This window comes from Martinezella lusitana (genome assembly GCF_900094565.1).
Classification (GTDB): domain Bacteria; phylum Pseudomonadota; class Alphaproteobacteria; order Rhizobiales; family Rhizobiaceae; genus Rhizobium; species Rhizobium lusitanum.
The window spans coordinates 22,307-40,869 of sequence record NZ_FMAF01000011.1; the positions used below are offsets into that span (position 1 = coordinate 22,307).

General features: G+C 57.9%; 15 protein-coding genes. 12 read left to right on the top strand and 3 right to left on the bottom strand.

Translation table 11 applies throughout. From position 1 onward, the window contains the following. Positions 1–3: 3 nt before the first annotated feature. Positions 4–1,869, top strand: coding sequence for a TRAP transporter large permease (locus GA0061101_RS21230; RefSeq protein WP_028003112.1), 1,866 nt, complete (start codon positions 4–6; stop codon positions 1,867–1,869). A gap of 614 nt (positions 1,870–2,483) precedes the next feature. Next, positions 2,484–3,482 (top strand): MBL fold metallo-hydrolase, encoded by a 999-nt coding sequence (locus tag GA0061101_RS21240; RefSeq protein ID WP_004130059.1) that lies wholly within the window; start codon positions 2,484–2,486, stop codon positions 3,480–3,482. 177 nt (positions 3,483–3,659) lie between these two features. Here the strand turns inward: GA0061101_RS21240 and GA0061101_RS21245 are convergent, their stop codons facing one another. Continuing rightward, the gene (locus GA0061101_RS21245; RefSeq protein ID WP_041678048.1) at positions 3,660–3,917 is read right to left on the bottom strand and encodes a hypothetical protein; all 258 of its coding nucleotides are present in this window, start codon (positions 3,915–3,917) and stop codon (positions 3,660–3,662) included. A 253-nt stretch (positions 3,918–4,170) separates the two neighbouring features. On the opposite strand from GA0061101_RS21245, the gene GA0061101_RS21250 reads away from it, so the two are divergent. Continuing rightward, a complete protein-coding gene (locus tag GA0061101_RS21250; protein WP_004130061.1) occupies positions 4,171–4,500 on the top strand; it encodes a hypothetical protein in 330 nt (109 codons plus the stop codon). 19 nt (positions 4,501–4,519) lie between these two features. Here GA0061101_RS21250 and GA0061101_RS21255 read toward each other — a convergent pair whose 3' ends face one another. Further along, positions 4,520–6,964 carry a beta-glucosidase gene (locus tag GA0061101_RS21255; protein ID WP_028753483.1) on the bottom strand — a complete coding sequence of 815 codons (2,445 nt, stop codon included), beginning with the start codon at positions 6,962–6,964 and terminating at the stop codon, positions 4,520–4,522. A gap of 460 nt (positions 6,965–7,424) precedes the next feature. Between GA0061101_RS21255 and GA0061101_RS21260 the strand changes: the two genes are divergently transcribed. The 6 genes from GA0061101_RS21260 (at position 7,425) to GA0061101_RS21285 (ending at position 15,036) form a co-directional block, all read left to right on the top strand. Further along, complete coding sequence (locus GA0061101_RS21260; protein WP_015341915.1) at positions 7,425–9,941, top strand: methyl-accepting chemotaxis protein; 2,517 nt, start codon at positions 7,425–7,427, stop codon at positions 9,939–9,941. Positions 9,942–10,025: 84 nt separating this feature from the next. Then, positions 10,026–10,919, top strand: coding sequence for an MBL fold metallo-hydrolase (locus GA0061101_RS21265; RefSeq protein ID WP_015341914.1), 894 nt, complete (start codon positions 10,026–10,028; stop codon positions 10,917–10,919). Between the two features lie 12 nt (positions 10,920–10,931). Beyond that, the gene (locus GA0061101_RS21270) at positions 10,932–12,056 is read left to right on the top strand and encodes a zinc-dependent alcohol dehydrogenase family protein (protein ID WP_013984731.1); all 1,125 of its coding nucleotides are present in this window, start codon (positions 10,932–10,934) and stop codon (positions 12,054–12,056) included. A gap of 21 nt (positions 12,057–12,077) precedes the next feature. Then, the gene (locus GA0061101_RS21275; protein ID WP_028003113.1) at positions 12,078–12,854 is read left to right on the top strand and encodes an N-acyl homoserine lactonase family protein; all 777 of its coding nucleotides are present in this window, start codon (positions 12,078–12,080) and stop codon (positions 12,852–12,854) included. 151 nt (positions 12,855–13,005) lie between these two features. Then, complete coding sequence (locus GA0061101_RS21280) at positions 13,006–13,695, top strand: GntR family transcriptional regulator (protein WP_004130085.1); 690 nt, start codon at positions 13,006–13,008, stop codon at positions 13,693–13,695. Positions 13,696–13,803: 108 nt separating this feature from the next. Then, entirely contained in the window at positions 13,804–15,036 is a 1,233-nt protein-coding gene (locus GA0061101_RS21285) for an alpha/beta fold hydrolase (RefSeq protein ID WP_015341911.1), read from the top strand. Positions 15,037–15,410: 374 nt separating this feature from the next. On the opposite strand, the gene GA0061101_RS21290 is transcribed toward GA0061101_RS21285, so the two are convergent. Further along, positions 15,411–16,178, bottom strand: coding sequence for an SDR family oxidoreductase (locus tag GA0061101_RS21290; RefSeq protein ID WP_004130089.1), 768 nt, complete (start codon positions 16,176–16,178; stop codon positions 15,411–15,413). Positions 16,179–16,307: 129 nt separating this feature from the next. On the opposite strand from GA0061101_RS21290, the gene GA0061101_RS21295 reads away from it, so the two are divergent. The 3 genes from GA0061101_RS21295 to GA0061101_RS21305 all read left to right on the top strand — a co-directional run bounded on the left by GA0061101_RS21295 (position 16,308) and on the right by GA0061101_RS21305 (position 18,488). Then, positions 16,308–16,817, top strand: coding sequence for a flavin reductase family protein (locus GA0061101_RS21295; protein ID WP_013984728.1), 510 nt, complete (start codon positions 16,308–16,310; stop codon positions 16,815–16,817). Positions 16,818–16,906: 89 nt separating this feature from the next. Then, on the top strand, positions 16,907–17,308 hold the full coding sequence (locus GA0061101_RS21300) for a carboxymuconolactone decarboxylase family protein (RefSeq protein WP_018328914.1): 402 nt from the start codon (positions 16,907–16,909) through the stop codon (positions 17,306–17,308). 55 nt (positions 17,309–17,363) lie between these two features. Next, positions 17,364–18,488: an LLM class flavin-dependent oxidoreductase gene (locus GA0061101_RS21305; RefSeq protein ID WP_028753484.1), complete on the top strand. Its 1,125-nt coding sequence runs from the start codon at positions 17,364–17,366 to the stop codon at positions 18,486–18,488. Positions 18,489–18,563: the final 75 nt, after the last annotated feature.

The window sequence follows — 18,563 nt, forward strand, 5'->3', positions numbered from 1 at the left end:
GACATGGCTACTTCTGAAAATGTCAGCCCCCCGGTGATCGGCGCGTGGCCAGTCCTGGCGAAAGCTGAAACGCGCCTGGTGCGCCTGATTGAATTGATCGCCGCAGCACTTGTTGTTGTCGAGGTACTCGTGCTGTCGGCGGGCGTCTTCGCCCGCTATGCATGGGGCGAGCCGCTCATCTGGTCGGATGAGCTCGCCTCCATGTTGTTCCTCTGGCTTTCGATCGTGGGCGCGGTCCTCGCTTTTCACCGCGGACAGCACATGAGGATGGGCGTTATCGCGGACGCGATGCCGCCCGTCGTAAGGGCAAGACTGGAGGTGGCTGCACTTGTCTTTTGCCTTTCGGTCTGCGTGCTTCTTCTGCCCAAGGCCACGGCCTACGCTCTTCATGAAGTTCCGGTCGTCACTCCCGCGATGGAAGTTTCGGTCGCATGGCGTTCTTTTGGTCTTCCGATCGGACTTGGCCTGATGCTTATCCTTGGCGTGACCAATGCCCTTCAGCGCATCACGCTGAGCGATTTCCTGATCGGGGTCCTTGTAGCCGCATGCTTGATAGGGTTGGCGATTGCGGCGAAACCGTTGATCATGGCGATGGGCAACTGGAACCTCGTGCTTTTCTTCGTAGTCTTCATCGCACTAGGTGTGCTGAGCGGCGTACCAATCGCGTTCGTGTTCGCTCTCGCTGCCATCAGTTATGTGGCTCTGGGTACGAGCCGTCCGATAAGCGTGATCGCGGGTCGGCTTGATGAGGGAATGTCGCATCTTCTCCTCCTAGCGGTCCCGCTGTTCGTGCTGCTGGGTATGCTGATGGAGGTTACGGGCATGGCAAAAGCGATGCTGAACTTCCTGGCGTCCTTGCTCGGACATGTCAGAGGCGGCCTGTGTTACGTCCTCGTCGCGGCAATGTATCTGGTGTCTGGGATATCGGGTTCGAAGACCGCCGACATGGCTGCTGTCGCCCCGGCACTGTTCCCGGAGATGAAAGCGAGAGGATCAAAGCCCGGCGATCTCGTGGCCCTGCTTGCGGCTACGGGTGCGCAGACGGAGACGATCCCGCCGAGCCTCGTATTGATCACCATCGGATCGGTTACGAGCGTATCGATTTCGGCCCTGTTCATAGGCGGTCTTTTGCCGGCGTTCGTCTGCGGATTGATGCTTTGCGTTGTCGTCTGGTGGCGCTATCGCAACGAGGACATGTCGGGTTTTCGCAAGCCGCCAGCCAGGGAGATCTTTCGCACATTCCTGATTGCGCTTCCGGCTTTGGCCCTACCTTTTATCATCCGTACAGCGGTTGTCGAAGGCGTTGCTACCGCCACGGAAGTCTCGACAATCGGCATTGCCTACTCGCTGCTGGCAGGCCTCCTCATTTACCGCCGGTTCGACTGGAAGCGGGTGGGTCCGATGCTGGTGGAAACGGCGGTCTTGTCCGGAGCCATCCTTTTCATCATCGCGGCGGCAACGGCTGTGGCCTGGTGCCTGACTCAATCGGGTTTTTCGCGTGGGCTGGTTCAGACGATGGCGGGTCTACCCGGAGGAGCGCCGATCTTTATGATCGTGTCGATCGTCGCGTTCATTGTGCTCGGTAGCGTGCTGGAAGGCATTCCCGCGGTGGTTCTGTTCGCACCCCTGGTATTTCCGATCGCCAAGGGATTAGGGATCCACGACGTGCACTATTCGATCGTGGTCATTCTCGCCATGGGAGTGGGCTTGTTCCTCCCGCCGTTCGGCGTCGGTTATTATGCCGCCTGTGCAATCGGCCGTGTGAACCCAGTGGAAGGCATAAAGCCGCTGTGGGGGTACATGATCGCCCTGCTTCTCGGGCTTGCGATCGTCGCAGCGGTGCCCTGGATCTCGATCGGCTTCCTATGACGTGCGACCGTAGGCGGCCGGTAGAGAAGTCGGCCATTCTACGGTCGTAACCATGTCGGATAAGGCGGAATGCCGGGCTGGCAACGCGCTTCAGAAGCATGCTGCTGGCTCCGCAATATGCCCGGGAAGAAATGTAGCGCCCACCCGAAGATCGTTACGTCCTCGCGGTTTTCCGTGGCTTCTTCCTCAGGAGCGGTGCGCTCTTCGAGGGAAGAGGTAACATCTATCCTCCGACCGCTTAATGAACACCGTTGGCGACCTGACGCAGAGCCACTCACATAACAATGAGGCAGCCAAGGCGATCCACGATAATCTTGCCGATATTCGGATGCGAGCCGCGTCCCGCAGTCAGGGAGCCAAGAGTTCTTTCGAACTCACCGAAAGCCAACGAGATCTGATGGCCGGACCAACGCGGTACCCCGAAACCGGTTGTTTCGATTGATGAATCGCAGGTCCGAGCGAGATCATTTGTTGAGCGATGCTCATTGAAATGGACTCGCAATTCAATTGTCCTAGACCTGCCACTTGATACCTTTCCGATGCAGACAAAGCCGAAATCCGTCGCAAGACAAGCGCGGTCTGCAGACGCATTTTTACAAATGGGGAGGAGTGAAATGGGAAATGAACGTTTCGAGATCGACCGCCGCAACTTACTATTGGCAGGGGGAGCTGCTTTGAGTGGAGCCGTTTTGGGTGCGAACAGTGTAGCGGCTCACGCTGGGGCGAGCCCCGTTTCCGGGGCACAAGCTCCGGACTTTTATCGATTTGCCATTGGGGACGCCCAGGTAACCATCGTATCAGACGGCCCACTTCCGCTCGGCGACCCGACACAAAGTTTTCTCGGCGTCCCGGCCGACGAGATAAGATCCATGCTAAACCACAGCTTCCTGCCCACGGATGAGGTCGTTCTCGCTCAGAACGCACCTGTCGTAAACATCGGTGGCAAGCTGATTTTGTTCGACACGGGGATGGGATCGCTTAAGCAATTTGGCCCGACGACTGGCCGTCTCAAGTCTTGCTTGGCCGCCGCGAATATTGCGCTGGAAGATATTGACGCTGTCGTCTGTTCGCATGCTCATTGGGACCACGTCGGCGGAATCTGGGGCGACGACGGGAAACCAACGTTTCCAAATGCCCAGGTGTACATCAGCCAAACCGACTACGATTTCTGGACCGACGAGAAAAAACTTGGAGGCGATCTCAACGGTCTAGTTAAAGCCGCGATCCACAACCTCAAACCCGTGCGGGACCGCATGGTTTTTTTCCAGGACGAACAAGAGTTTCTTCCTGGTATTCATGCCATTAGCGCTCCTGGACACACACTCGGCCATAGCTGCTTTATGATTGAGTCAGCAGGAAAGACAATGTGCTATGGCGGCGACCTCACTCATCATCCTGTGCTTCTGTTCGAAAAGCCTTTGATGGAATTTGCGTTCGATACCGATCCCAAACTGTCAGCTCAATCGCGTGTGCGCATTCTGAAAATGCTGGCCTCCAATAGAATACCCTTCATGTCCTACCACTTCCCATGGCCGGGCTACGGGCACGTTGGCATAGCGGGAGAGGGCTTCGCGTATTTTCCTGAGCCACTACATCTTAGCCTGTTGGACTGAGTGGTAGAGAAGGGCGCGAGGGCAATGCCTTCGCGTCAATCCTATCCGGAGGGCAGTCGAACGAAATCATCACATGGCGGAAGTTACGCAACAAGCAATGTGCGCCTTCATCGCGTTGCTAGACATCAAGTCACGCGGGAACGCCAACTGAAATCAAGAGCGATCGGCGGACCGCACCTAAAGGCCATTCCTGATCGGAAACATATCCTCGCCGTAGTGGTGAAGCCTTGTGTGATGCCGTCGGCATAACCAGCGCACCTTTAAAGGGTCGTCGTATTGATCATGATGGGCGTCGACCGTTTCAATCCCGCAGACCTCACATGTTTGCTTTTCCAGCTCGCCTGCCTTTACGGCTCGCTGTACAGCAAGATGAGCATCATATTTCGCTGGATTAGCACGGCGCCAATTTGCTTGGCGGGTGTCGGTTTTCAGCATCGCCGCATCCTGTGCCTGTAATTTTGCGCTCTCGACCGATAGATACCTGGAGAGGGCTGCAGGCTCAAGTTTCCGCACAGAGCGACGGCGTCTGTCCGTGGCTCCGCGTCCGAAAACAAGATTTCGCATTGCCAGGAATGATCAGGGTTGGGCCATCGAGATCCAAGTTTGCTGCCCGCAATCTTCGCACGGTGGATACGATATCGCTCGTGTCGATCGGTGCTCCCGATCGTAGCGCGCTGGATGACTAAGCTTGAAATTTCTGCTCGATACATATGTCCTGAAGGAGATCGGTCGAGCCGAACTGCACGAGAATGTGGCAGCCCTCGATACGATTGACGATTCCGATCTCGCGACAAGCGTGAGCTCAGTTCGAGAGACTGCGAAAGGCATCAAAAAAATTGTAGGACCGACGCTGTCGCGAACGTGTCCGCCAACGCTTCCGACGCCATCTTCGCCGCCTATGAAGGTCGGTATCCTTCCTGTCGATGACAATATCGCCCGTCTTGAGCCATTCTTTCACTCATTCACCGAGCTTCACCGCACTGCGCTCATTTTAGGACTCAACCACCACCAAACGTAGTCTTTGATTCTCTGCACGATTAGAGCGCTAAGACAGCGCCCTTTTGCGTGACAGTTCCACTCAAACGGATGTCGGTGGCCGAGAACCCAGCCATAACTGCAAATTCCCCCGTCTCTATCCGCCAGCACCGCTCGGTCGTGTCGAAGAAGGCAAATGTTCGGGCGTCAAGAATGAAACTGAGCCTTCGTTTCTCACCGGGTTCCAGGGCGATTTTCGAGAAGGCTTTCAGTTCTTTGACCGGTCTGGGTACAGATGCTTCAACATCGCCGACATAGATTTGCACCACTGCCGAACCTGGCCGCTCGCTGACGTTGGTCAATCCCAGTGTCGCTGTCACCGCGCCGGCAGCATCCGGCAGCCCTACCGTCAGCTCTGACATCGCAAAGCTTGAATAACCAAGACCATGACCGAAGGGGAACAGTGGCTTAATGTCCTGGCGATCGTAGTGCCGATATCCAACGAACACACCTTCGTCATATCGCACATGGCCATTCTTGCCTGGATAGACCGCGTCATCCTCGGTATGTGTGGGATTGTCAGCCCAGCGCACGGGGAAGGTCTGTGCCAGTCGGCCCGAAGGCTCGGCCTTGCCGAGGAGGACATCGGCGATCGCGTTGCCAGCTTCCTGGCCGGGATACCAGCATTGCAGTACTGCACGAGCACTGGAAAGCCAGGGCATTTCCACCGGTCCACCAGTTTGCAGGACGACAATCGTGTTCGGATTGGCCGCAATTACCGCCTCAACAAGCTGGTCCTGCAGACCGGGAAGCGCAATGCCGCGGAGATCGGAGCCCTCGGTATCCCAGTCGCCCGTTCTGCCCACGAAGACTACCGCATGATCAGCCTTCGCGGCGACGGCTGCTGCCTCGGCAATCTCCGCTTCGGCCGAAAACCTGCCTATTCCTACCCGAATTGCGGCGATATAGAGGTTGACGTGATCGTGCCGGGCGTACTCGGCGACGACCTCGTATTTACGGCCGGCTTCGAGCGTGATTTCACCCACGACCTCCTCGCAGCCTTCTTCAAAGAATGTGGTACCACGTGTCCAGGAAGCCCAGGCGTCCACCACAAGCCTGCCGTCCACATAGACACGGCCAAGCCCCGCCGAGGTCAGGCCGACGCGATAGCCGCCGGCTTCTGAGGCTGTGAAGACGGTGCGCATTCGGGCGGAAAAGCGATGCGGATCGACGGTGCCCCCGGCCACGGGGGGCAACCATACACCGAGGCTCGACGGTTCCTCGATAACATTCACGGGCTCGCCAGCAAGCTCCCTCCCTTGGAAAAATTCGAAGGTTGTCGGGTTTTCGATCAGCGGCTGAAACCGATAGTTGCTGCAACCTTGAGCGTAGAACACGTTCTCCTCACCCAGGGCGTCCGCCAGCCCCTGCCACGGACTGACGACATAGTGGGGGTTCAACTGCGCCGAGCCGCCTCCCATAATCTGCGCGATCTTGGCATTGGGTCCAATGATGGCGACCGTACCTTGCTGAGCCAATGGCAGGATGCCGTCATTCTGTAGCAGAACTGCGCTTTCCGCTCCCGCGCGCCTGATGAGTGCCCTATGTTCCGGCCGATTAGTGGCGTACTCCTTAAACTCGCGATGATCGTTGATTGCGCCGGTGCGTTCCATCAGGGTCAGGATATTGTGCACACAGGCGCGGACGGTCTCGACACTTACCTCGCCCGCGTCGATCGCCGCCAGAAGCTTGGAGCCGCGGTCGCGGGTCGGGCCCGGCATCTCCAAATCCAGCCCAGCATTCACGGTGGGTGCGGTCGAACGCGAGCCGAACCAGTCCGACATCACCACGCCGTTAAAACCCCAGCCACCGCGCAGTACCTCGTTCAACAGCCAATGGCTTTCCGCCGTGTAAGTACCGTTTAGTTTGTTATATGAAGACATCACGGCCCAGACCTTTGCCCGCTTCACCGCCGCCTCAAAGGGTATTAGGTAGACTTCGCGCAGAGTGCGTTCATCGATATCTGAAGAGATGGTTGTACGTTCGATCTCGGACTCGTTGCCAGCGAAATGTTTTATCGTGGCACCCACTTTCTTGGACTGCAGACCTTCGATATAGCCGACGGCAAGTTCCGCCGTCAGTATCGGATCCTCAGAGAAACACTCAAAGTTTCGGCCGTTTGTGACGCTGCGCTGGATGTTAACGGTCGGCGCCAGCGAGACATGGGCCCCTTTGGAAAGAACCTCGTCACCTAGCGCACTGCCGATTTCCCTGGCTAGGTCCGGGTTCCAACTCGCTCCGATGGCAATGCCTACCGGGAAAGCCGCTGCAGTCACACCCCCGACAAAAGACCCCGCCCCGCGGGCGCCGTTGGGGCCGTCCGTCAAGCGCAATCTCCCTACCCCTAGGCGGTCGATGGGCGGTAAAGACCAGAACGTATCGCCGGAAAGTAGCGAGACCTGCTCGGCCAAGGTCATATTATCGAGCAATGCTCTCGTATCAGTCATCTTCTCTGCTTCCTCAATCTCAACACTTACCGTTCCCAGATCGGGCATCTCGATATGCATATTGGGAAAGCTGGTGAGGTCGGCGTCATCCGTGGAGCCGTCCATCCATGAGAAGGACCCGTTTGTTCCCCAAGGCGCCGTCACCACGACGACGACATGTTCGCAGTCTTCACATGGCCGAGATGCCGTCACCGCTTTCCACTGAAAACAAGGACATCGCGGTTTGATCGATGTAAGCGGTGAAAGTTGTGCCGGCTGCGGCAGCGCCGGTTCTGGAGTTATTCCTGCGCAAGTTCGCGAGACAATTTGATAAACCTAAACATGCTTTATCAGACAATCTGTTGACAGACAATCCTCAGTCGCGCAGCCTCGTGTCGTCATTGATGATTCGATGCTTCCATCGGAGGCGGATCCCGATTGATGAAGCTTCTTCACCGCCTATGGACAAGGATGGACCACAATGGACAGGCTGTTGTCCCGTTTCCGGCTACAGACAAAAGTAATCATTTTCGTACTGCCTTTCATAATCAGTATTTGCGCGGTGGGGTTTTTGGGGCACTACGCCGCGGGTCTCCTACAAAGCCGCCTGGAAACCTCAAGCCAGGTGATGCAGGTGCTCTCGGGTTTCCGTGACGTCTCCGCCTCGATGAGAGAGTTTCTCGACGAGGCGTCGGAAGAAAGGCGCGATCGCGTGAAGGCTGACCTGCTCGCGCAGCAATCGCATCTGCAGGCTTTGGTGACGAATGCCGGAGCTACGGCGGAAAGCGAAGGCCTCCAGTCGGCAAACGCGATTATGCTGGACGTGGTGAACAATTTTGGTTCTCTCTGGAGCATCCATGAAAGCGAAGAGAAACTGATAAGCTCGATCGCCAATCATTCTGAATCGCTGGTTTGGTCGCAGAATGAAATGCTCAGGCTAGCAGACGAGTTAAGGAAGTCCGGCGAGCAGTCCGAGGGCGCCGCCAAATCGATGTTGCGCGATGCCGACAGGGTGACAGGCTATGCAACCTTCTTCCTTGATCTTGCCGCGGGCTACCAATCCGCCGGAACGACCGAGCTGAAACTCAAATATTTGGGCGGCAAAGTGGGCGAGTTGCGTCGGAGCGCCCGAAATCTGCGGGCTTCCTTGCCATCGGACGCCACAAAACTGTCGAGCTCGGTCGATGGCGCGGTGAAAAGCGTAACACAACTTCTGTCGCAGGGCGCTTCATCGGACAACACCGTAGGCCTCGACACCGCAATGTCCGCGTTCAAGGAAATCTCCGTCGCGATTAACGCGGTAGCGAACCAGCAAACAAAGAAAGCAATCGTCGAGTTCGCAGGTCTCGACCAACATTTGGCGAAGATCAGCAGCGCCTTGGACGGCAGCCGAAGACTTTCAGACTCCAGCTATCTCATCAGGATAAACCTTGCGCGCTTCATAGCCGACCCTACCGAACAAAACCGTGCGCAGCTCGTCCAGAACTTTGACAGAACGAAGAAGGAGATATTGGACATCTGGAGTGCCGCTTCCGACCTCGACCTTTTCAAGGCAGTCCAGAATACGGTGCCGCCGGCGGTAGAGGGTATGACGCAGGACAGTGCGAAGCTCGTCGAGATCTCGGAAGTGAGGCGTGCGCAATATAGGCAAACGACAGACCAGTTGAACACCATATGGGGCCACCTCACGACGTTTGCCGACGCCCAGCGCGCAAGAGCCATTGAAGAGACGGCTTACGCGAATGGCATTGGCCTCATCACGACATTTGCCGGCGTCCTCGTCGCACTTCTCGCTGGCTTCGGGATGATTGCGACTTTCAAAAAACCTGTTGTCCAGTTGACCGACGACATGCGGCGTTTGGCGGAAGGGGACCTTGACATTGAGATCGGCGGTTCTGAGCGCGCTGATGAGCTCGGAGAAATGGCCCGGGCGCTCTGTGTCTTCAGGGAGAATGCCGCGAGGAAGATCGAGATCGAGAACGACGCGGATCGTCAACGATCGGCTTCCGAAGCTGAACGTCGGCACAACGAGGCGGAGAAAGCCGAGATCGACAAACAGATCGGCGACGCCGTCGACAGTCTTGCCGCTGGGCTGGAGAGGTTATCCAACGGTGATGTTTCGAGCACGATCGATCAACCGTTCTCCGGGCGGCTGGAACAATTGCGACGGGACTTCAACAATTCGTTGCTGCGTTTGCAGGCGACGATGTCGGAACTTCGCGGCAACATCGTGCTCATTCGGCAAAATGCAGACAACCTCAGCAGTGGCGCCGATGATCTCTCCCGCCGCAGCGAGCGTCAAGCCGCGTCGTTGGAGGAGACCGCGGCCGCTGTTCATCAACTCACCGCGACGGTGCGTTCCTCGACAGAGCAGGCACAAGCCGCAGCCCAGCTGGTAAAAGAAACCAAGCAGGCCGCGGATGCGTCTGCTTCAGTGGTCACGAACGCGGTTGACGCTATGGGACGAATAGAAGCGGCTTCCGGGCGCATTTCGCAAATCATCGGCGTCATCGACGAGATTGCCTTCCAGACCAATCTCCTGGCACTCAATGCCGGTGTCGAGGCCGCGAGAGCTGGAGAAGCGGGGCAGGGCTTCGCTGTCGTGGCCCAGGAAGTCAGGGAACTTGCCCAGCGGTCGGCTCTAGCCGCCCAGGAAATCAAGGAACTCATAGCAAGATCAAGCGAGGAAGTCGCCTCGGGATCGCGATTGGTGAACGAGGCGGGCAAGGTGCTGATTGCGATATCGTCGAATGTTGCCGGAATTTCCGAAAGGGTTGAGCTTATCGCTGCGGCGAGCAGGGACCAGGCGGCTTCGCTTATCGAAGTGAACCAGGCCGTTGGCGAGATCGATGACAGCACCCAGCGAAACGCTGCCATCGCCGAGCAAGCCCACGCCGCCACCCAGGAACTCACAAAAGAGACCCAGCGGCTGATGCAGCAGATCGAACAGTTCAACATCGGCAGGCCAAGGGGTCACGTGCTTTCGATCGTTTCCTGACTTCGTAGACAATCACCACTATTGTGTTGACAGATTTTCATACAATCTGTCAAATGGTGCAGCCAATCTGGGAGGATAAGCGGCGTGCTCAATGACCAAGCGCATCAGACTAAGTTGCCCTATTTCTATCCGTTCAAGTTCGGAAGCGGCGAAATAACGGTACTTTCGGACGGACCGTTGGAATTGGGCGACCCACGGGAGAATTTCCTCGGGGTCGACGCAGCCACGGTGACGGAAATGCTCGACAGGAACTTCCTGTCCAGTTCGTCGGTGACCCTCGAGCAGAACATCCCGCTGGTCAAAATCAACGGAAAGACCATCCTGTTCGACACCGGGATGGGGACGTCGAAGATTTTCGGGCCGACGACCGGTCGCCTGCTGAAGAGCATGCAGGAGGCAGGGATCGACACTTTGGAAGTCGATGCCGTGGTGTTGTCCCACGCACACATCGACCACACCGGCGGACTTTGCGATCAGGACGGCAAGCTTAATTTTCCCAACGCGGAGATCTTCATAAGCGAAAGCGACTTCGATGACTGGACCGACGGAGGCAAGCTTGATGACGGTTTCAAGGCCCAGGTGGAAAATGCCCGGAGGAACCTTCTTCCACACCGTGATCGGATAACGCATTTCGTGGACGGTCAGGAGTTTCTGCCGGGCGTGCAGGCAGTGCACGCTCCAGGCCACACCTTGGGCCACTTCTGCTTCCTCATGCAGTCGGGCAACGATCGGCTCTGCTTCCTCGGCGATCTGACCCATCATCATATCCTGCTGATGGAACGCCCGTGGATGGAGTTCAAGTACGACACCGATCCCAAGCTCTCGGCGCGGTCGCGCACACGGGTGCTGGATATGCTCGCGACAGACCGCATACCAGTGATGTCCTATCACTTTGCGTGGCCCGGGCTCGGCAATGTCGCCCGGGAGGGGGAAGGCTTCCGCTACGTACCCGCCGCCATGCAGATGCTCTCGAGATAGGAATACGCGACAATGCAGATGAAATCAGTCATTCTCCGAGAGTCAGGGCTTCCCAAGCCGTATGCAAGTTCGCGGCCTCTCAGTGTCGAGACCGTCGACCTGGCGCCTCCGGGCAATCTTGAGGTCCTGGTCAAAATCAAGGCCGCTGGTGTGTGCCACTCCGACCTGTCGGCGATAAATGGCGACCGCCCCCGTCCATTGCCTGTCGCGTTGGGGCATGAAGCGTCCGGCATTGTCGAAGAAATCGGACCCGGTGTGGATACAGTGAAGGTTGGCGATCACGTCGTGATGTCGTTCCTGCCCATCTGCGGACACTGCGATTACTGCGCGGGAGGACGCGCAAGCCTCTGTGAGCCGGGCTATCGCGCAAACGCCGCCGGGACATTGTTGAACGGTAGCAAGCATATCCGTCTTCGGGGCTACGATATCAACCATCACAGCGGCGTATCGGCGTTTTCGGAATACGCGGTCGTGTCGGCGCACTCGGTCGTCAAGATCACCAAAGACGTGGACGTCACCATGGCGGCCTTGTTCGGATGCGCCGTGATGACAGGCGTCGGTGCCGTCGTAAATACATGTGGCGTGAAGCCGGGGCAGTCGGTCGCCGTCATCGGCCTGGGAGGCGTGGGGTTGTCGGCCGTCCTCGGAGCGGTGGCTAGCGGGGCAAGCGAGATCGTCGCCATCGATTTGATGCCGGAGAAGCTTGAGTTGGCTAAGGCGCTGGGCGCGACGCGTACCTTCCTGGCAACCACGCCGGATGTCATCGGCGAGGTCAAGGAAGCGACCCGCGGGGGAGTGGACTACGCCATCGAGATGGCAGGGTCGAGCAAAGCGTTCGAAACCGCGTATGGCATTACGCGGCGCGGCGGCACGACGGCCACAGCGGGTCTGGCGAACGTGAACACCAAATTCGAGATCTCGCCGCTTCCTCTTGTCGGGGAAGAACGCGTCATCAAAGGCAGCTACATGGGGTCCTGCGTACCTTCGCGCGATGTTCCCCGCTATATCGACCTGTTCCTCAAGGGTAGGTTGCCCGTGGAGAGACTGTTGTCCAGCACTGGCCCGCTTGAGGAAATCAACGAGGCCTTCGACCGGTTAGACCGTGGCGAGGTGATCCGGCATCTGCTGGTTCCTTAAGCCTGCGGAAGGAGCGAGAATTTGACCGACTGGAAAGTCCTGGCGATACATTACGGCACTGCGGTTCGGCCCGTTGGCGAACTCGGCCTGGAAGCAGGAGATCCCCACGACGCCCCGGGCAGGATCGAGTATTTCGTTTGGTTGATCCGCCATGGTGAACGTCTGATCCTGGTTGACACCGGGTTTAGCCCGCAGGAGGCTGAAAGGCGCGGGAGGACCATGTTGATCCATCCGGTCGAGGCGCTTCGCCAGCTCGGGATTTCCGCATCGTCCATTACCGACGTCGTCATCACGCATCTTCACTATGATCACGCGGGAAACCTTGCGGACTTCCCCGAAGCCCTGTTCCACTTGCAGGATCGGGAGATGGCCTACGGTACAGGACGATGCATGTGCCATGATCGTCTTCGGCGTCCCTTTGCGGTGGACGCCGTAGTCGATGCAGTCCGCCTGACGTTTTCCGGCAGGGTGTGCTTCCACGACGGGAACGGCGAGATTATGGAGGGGCTCACTATCCATCTCGTCGGCGGTCATTCTAGGGGCCTTCAGGTCGTGAGGCTGGACGATGGCAATGACGTCGTCGTTATCGCATCGGACGCACTCCATTTTCAACGCTATCTAGAGCATGACGACGTCTTTCCGCTTTTCGCCGATTACGCCGACGTACTGGAGGGATACCGAACTCTCCGTGAGCTTTCAGGACCGTCCGGAGTACTCGTTCCAGGCCACGATCCCGCAGTCCTGACGAGTTTCCCATCGCTGTCACCGGATCTCGCATTTGCAAAGGTTCTACGGTAATGGGGACGCATGGAATGTCCGGTAAGAGGCCAGGCGTGGGTGTTCTTCGTTTTCGTCAGACAATCGGGTTGTCTCATCGGGATAACCCACCATATAGTACCATGACTTGCGCGGCCGGTTCCGGCCTTGGTAAAACGGACTTTTGGATCCTATGGGTGATATGGATTTACAGATTGCACGGCAGAGTGCCACTTTGCGCACTCAGGTAGAGGATAAACTGCGGCAGGCGATATCCAGCGGCCGTTTCAAGCCGGGTCAGCGCCTCGTTGAGCGAGAACTCTGCGAGTCGATCGGTGTCGGACGAACATCAATCCGCGAGGCGCTTCGACAACTCGAGGCCGAGGGCCTCATTACCAGCTATCCGCACCGCGGCCCCGTCGTCAGCACTATCACTTACGAAGAAGCCGCTCAGCTTTACAGCGTCAGGGCTTTGCTCGAGAGCTATGCTGGAAAGGAATTCGCTGAAAACGGAACCGCCCAGGATATCCACACACTCAATGAGGCGGTTGCTGAGTTTGCGGAAGCCGCGGCAAACGGCGCCGGTAGCAGGCTCATCAAGGCGAAAACCGCGTTTTACGACTGCCTGATGCAAGGGAGCGGAAACGTCTTCGTCAAGCAAATGCTGACATCGCTCCACAATCGGGTGACGCTGCTGCGCATGACGTCGATGACGCAGCCGGGGCGCTTGAACCACAGTGTGGAAGAGATAAAGGAGATCGCTGCGGCCATTACCGACCGAAACGGACCGAAAGCCGCCGCAGCCTGCAAGTACCACATCGATATGGCGGCTAAGGTCGCGTTGGACTACCTGCGTAAAACCTCTGAAAACCACGGCGATTGAAGAAGCGGCATTAGCCGGTATTGACAGATTGTCTGATAATCTGCTTATTCGAAGTCATGGCGCTGCCGACGCGTGCGGCCTGGCGCTCGCTCGAACAGGGAGGTTGCTTTGGGCATTTTTAATGAATTGCGGTCCCGCATGTCGGAGGCTCTTGGGGATCAGGAATTGCCCCGGCTCACTCCGGACCTGACGATAAAGATCGCCTTCTACGTCGGCGATCAGGTGATCGCCCTCGATTTCGCTGAAGGCGGCGCGGAGATCTCGGGGGAAAGCAGTGCCCCCCAGGTGACAGTGAGGGCCACCACGGACGCCTGGGATCAGGTTCTGATGACGCCGCCGCCGGCGACCTTTCACTCCTTCACGGCGTTGCAGCTTGCAAATCCTCTCTTCGAGATCGCCGGCTCACCGCTCGACCTCGCGAAAGCACGCCCGGCTCTCGAACGGGTGTTCGAGCTCGTCGTCACGTCCCCCGAGATGACAGCGGAGCGTGCGCAACGCGACCTGCGTCAAATTCGGGGGCAGTATGCCGTCGTCAATATCGATGACGTCCCCCATGAAATATATTACGAAGAAGCAGGTGAGGGGGTGCCGGTCCTGTTTCTTCACACCGCCGGAGCAGATAGCCGCCAATTCATGCCTCAGCTGGCGGACACCGAGCTTGCGAAAAGCTACAGGCTGATCGCGGTTGACCTACCATTCCACGGTCGGTCCATGCCGCCGCTGACGTGGGACGGAGCACCCTACAAGCTCACGGCATCGCTCTACCTGAAATGGTGCACGGCCATTCTCGAACAGGTGGTTCGCGAAAAGGCGATTGTCGCGGGTGGGTCCATGGGCGCGGCAATGTCGCTGGTTCTCGCGGCGGAACGGCCGGAGCATATCCTCGGGATCGTAGCGATCGAGCCACCTTTCCGCTCCAAGGGACGACGGAACCCATACCAGCACAACGTAAACGTACACGGCTCACTTCATAACTCGGCATATGTCAGAGGGATCATGAGCCCACTGAGCCCCGCAGGGGAGCGCAGGAGGTCAAGCTGGATCTATTCGCAGGGAGCACCCGGAGTTTACCCAGGCGATCTTTCCTTCTACAGCGACGAGTTCGACGGAGCAGTGACAGCTCCCCGTATTGACCCATCACGCACCCCGGTGGCGCTGCTCTCGGGCGACTATGACTACTCAGCCACGCCGGCCGACGGTGCCAAGCTCGCCGAACTTATTCCAGGATGCCTCCACCTCGTTATGGGCGGACTAGGTCACTTTCCAATGTGCGAACACCCGAACTTCTTCCGGAGCTATCTTGTCAAAGGGCTCGATTTCGTACGGCACGCCGCTCGCTGAGCGGTTGGATTGACTCTCGTCGCCCGGTGCAGCCGCCGGGCGATCGCATGCGAAGCGGGCGGGCGCATACCGAGGCTTTGCAACTGGCGTCCCGGCGATGACACGGCCGGCATCGCAGGCGGCATCCCTCACGCGCTCCCGAGAAGTTCCGGTGTGGATTGGGAAAATTCCCGCGATATCTGGGGGAAGGATCAGGCGCGGCGATGCGACTATAAAGCGCCGTAGCGACGTCTCATCGCAGGGTCTTGATCACGCAGCTTTGCGCGTGATCTCTATCTTTTCCCACTGCGGGTCTCTGTGTTTCCGACACGTAGTACCACAGTAAAAATGCCTCCCGTGGTCAAGAAGGAGGCACCTGCTAGCACCTATGTGCTTCAGCGCACCAAGTGGTTACCGATCGACGATCCTCCGTCGACTGTGAGAATGCTTCCGGTCGCAAACCGCGAGCGGTCCGAAGCGAGAAAGAGCATCGCCTCGGCGATCTCTTCCGGGTTGCCCATCCGGTGCAAGGCTGCACGGGCGTTGAAGTCTTCCCGCAAGGCTTGTGGGTCCGCCGCTTCCGCAAAAATCTTGGTGAAATAGGGCGAGTCGATCGTCCCGGGGGCGACAGCGTTGACGCGGATCCCGTCTTTTGCGTGGTCCAGTGCCATGGCTCTCGTGAGTGCCGAGATCGCGCCTTTCGACGCCACGTAGGCCGTGCGGTTGGCGATGGCTGACACGGCGGTGTATGAGGTCGTGTTAATAATCGATCCGTTGCCCTGTTCCGCCATAATCGGAACCACGTATTTCGAGCAGAGGAAGATCCCCTTCACGTTCACCGCCATGATCCGGTCCCAGTCGGATTCGGCGATGGTGGTGACGTTTCCCGTCATTCCGAACCCCGCGTTGTTGACGAGAACGTCAATACGCCCCCATTTTTCCTTAACTGACCTGACCAACGCCTCGACTTCGGCGGAGGAAGACACATCGGCTTTTAACGCGATCGCATCCGTCCCAATTTCTCGGGCGACGTCTCGTGCTGCATCGATGTTGACGTCGACGACGCCAACCTTAGCGCCCTGGCGCGCAAACAGTTCAGCTGTTGCGCGCCCGATCCCGCTGCCAGCCCCGGTCACCACACAGACTTTCGATTCCAGATCCATAATCGTCTCCTCTTTCACTGCCCAAGAAAACATTTTCGCAGACAATCTGTCAATGACTAACAAAACGTGTTGACAGATTGTCTGCCAATCTGCTTATCTTAGGTCACGAATGACTTGGGGGAGGTAACGATGGCTGGTGCTGAAATAGCAGCGCAAGCGGCGTTCAAGACTGCTTTACGCCGGTTCACATCAACAATTTGCCTGATCACGACGGAATGGGAAGGTGCCCGTTACGGCATGGCTGCAACCGCCGTCCAGTCAGTGACGGCGGACCCTCCGACCCTCCTGGTTTGCATCAACCAATCGGCTTCGATCAGCGGCCCGCTCAAGCTGGCGGGGAAATTCGCAGTGAACATGCTGCATCTTAGCCATGCGCCTTTGGTTCCGCTGTTCAGTGGAAAACTGAAGGGAGAGGAGAGGTTCGCTCACGGTGAGTGGATCGGGGCTGGCGGAGTTCCCGTCCTCGGCGACGCCCAGGCCGCATTCGTTTGCAGCCTCAACTCCGCAGTCTCCGTTGGCACCCATGACGTCGTTCTCGGGGAAGTCATCGAGGCCCGGTTTATCGAGAATATTGCCCCGCTCCTCTACGAGGACGGGAAATTGGTTAGATCGGCAGCGCTGATCGATGCTGCCGCCTGAAACGTTTGGCCGAGCATTCGGCTTATGACATCCACCAAATGCCTTTCGGCCGATAATGAGGAGTTTGATCCGTGACTATTGCCACCGATATGAAATCGCAAGTGAATGGGCGTCCCGTCAGTGAACGGTTCGAAAAGGGTCTGCAGACCCGTCGGGAGGTTCTCGGCGGTGCATATGTGGACGCTTCGGTAAACAAGGCGACCGAGTTCAACTGGCCGATGCAGGAGCTTGTCACCGAGTATTGCTGGAACGAGATCTGGAACAGGCCCGGCCTCGACCGCCGTTCGCGCAGCCTTCTCAATCTTGGCATGATTTCCGCCCTTAACCGCCCCCACGAGTTGAAGCTGCACGTTCGCGGCGCGATCAATAACGGCCTCAGCAAGGACGAGCTTCGCGAAGTTTTCCTTCAGGTCGCGATCTATTGCGGCGTGCCCGCGGCGATCGACAGCTTCCGCGTCGCGCAGGAAGTCTTCGAGGACATGGGTATCTAATCGGTGCCCGGCTTTCGGGCCGGGAACAGACTAACTCTGTGGAGGACACTTCAATATGACGACCAGCGATGATTTCCGCGCCACCGGAAACCCGATGTTTAACGGCAACAAGCTGAAGCTTGGCGTATTCGGAACGAATTGTTCCAGCGCTTGCGCCATCACCACCGCGGAATCAACGTTCGAACCGACCTTCGAACACAATGTCGAAATTGCCAAAAAGCTCGAAGCGGCCGGCTGGGAATGCATGGTGCCGATCGCCCGGTGGCGCGGTTTCGGCGGGCCGACGAACTTCAACGGCGTGAACATGGACACGTTCACGTGGGCCGCGGCCCTGGCTGCCGTGACCACGAAGCTGCAGTTTTTCTCGACGACGCATATCCCGACCCTGAACCCGATCGTCGCGACGAAGATGGCGACGACGATCGACAACATTTCGAAGGGCCGATACGGCCTGAACCTGGTGACGGGTTGGTTTACCCCGGAAATGGAGATGTTCGGCGTTCCGATGATGGAACACGACACCCGCTACGAATATGCCACGGAATGGATGGAAATCGTCGAATCTCTGTGGACGAAGAACGGCGTCACCTTTGACGGCCAGTTCCTCAAGGTGAAAGACGCGTTCAGCGAGCCGAAGCCCTATAACAAAGAGACGGGTCGCCCGGTCCTCATCTGCGCCGGTTCGTCGGGCAAGGGCCTGCACTTCACGGCCAAGTTCTGCGACTTCAACTTCGGCTTCATGCAGGACATGGAATCGGGCGCAGCGTGGGTGAAGAAGGTGAAGGAGCTGGCTCGCGAGGAATACAAGCGCGAACTCGGAACCTTCACCGCGTGCCCGGTCGTCGTTCGCGAGACCGAAAAGGAAGCCCGGGATTACTACGACTACTACGTGAACCAGAAGGGCGATTGGGAAGCCTGCGAAAACATCTGCGAGGTTCTTCAGGTTCAGTCACAGAACCACTCGGCAGAGATGTACCAGAAGTTCAAGGAGCGCTTCATCGCTGGCTGGGGCGGCTACCCGATCGTCGGAACGCCGGAACAGGTCGCCGACAAGCTCGTCGCATTGAGCAACACGGGCGTCGACGGCGCGCTTCTCACAATGGTCGACTACAACGAAGAGCTGCCGTTCTTCAACGACCGCGTCATGCCTCTGCTGAAACAGGCTGGCCTCAGGAACTGACCGTTCCGCGGGCGGCGCAAGTCGCCCGCCACCAATCCGAAATCGAAACACTTTTAACCAATTCCGTGGCTCGAC

Coding starts and splice junctions, on each gene's coding strand:
- GA0061101_RS21230 (WP_028003112.1), top strand. CDS start 4: ATGGCTACTTCTGAAAATGTCAGCCCCCCGGTGATCGGCGCGTGGCCA.
- GA0061101_RS21240 (WP_004130059.1), top strand. CDS start 2,484: ATGGGAAATGAACGTTTCGAGATCGACCGCCGCAACTTACTATTGGCA.
- GA0061101_RS21245 (WP_041678048.1), bottom strand. CDS start 3,917: ATGCTGAAAACCGACACCCGCCAAGCAAATTGGCGCCGTGCTAATCCA.
- GA0061101_RS21255 (WP_028753483.1), bottom strand. CDS start 6,964: ATGACTGATACGAGAGCATTGCTCGATAATATGACCTTGGCCGAGCAG.
- GA0061101_RS21260 (WP_015341915.1), top strand. CDS start 7,425: ATGGACAGGCTGTTGTCCCGTTTCCGGCTACAGACAAAAGTAATCATT.
- GA0061101_RS21270 (WP_013984731.1), top strand. CDS start 10,932: ATGCAGATGAAATCAGTCATTCTCCGAGAGTCAGGGCTTCCCAAGCCG.
- GA0061101_RS21280 (WP_004130085.1), top strand. CDS start 13,006: ATGGGTGATATGGATTTACAGATTGCACGGCAGAGTGCCACTTTGCGC.
- GA0061101_RS21290 (WP_004130089.1), bottom strand. CDS start 16,178: ATGGATCTGGAATCGAAAGTCTGTGTGGTGACCGGGGCTGGCAGCGGG.
- GA0061101_RS21295 (WP_013984728.1), top strand. CDS start 16,308: ATGGCTGGTGCTGAAATAGCAGCGCAAGCGGCGTTCAAGACTGCTTTA.
- GA0061101_RS21300 (WP_018328914.1), top strand. CDS start 16,907: ATGAAATCGCAAGTGAATGGGCGTCCCGTCAGTGAACGGTTCGAAAAG.
- GA0061101_RS21305 (WP_028753484.1), top strand. CDS start 17,364: ATGACGACCAGCGATGATTTCCGCGCCACCGGAAACCCGATGTTTAAC.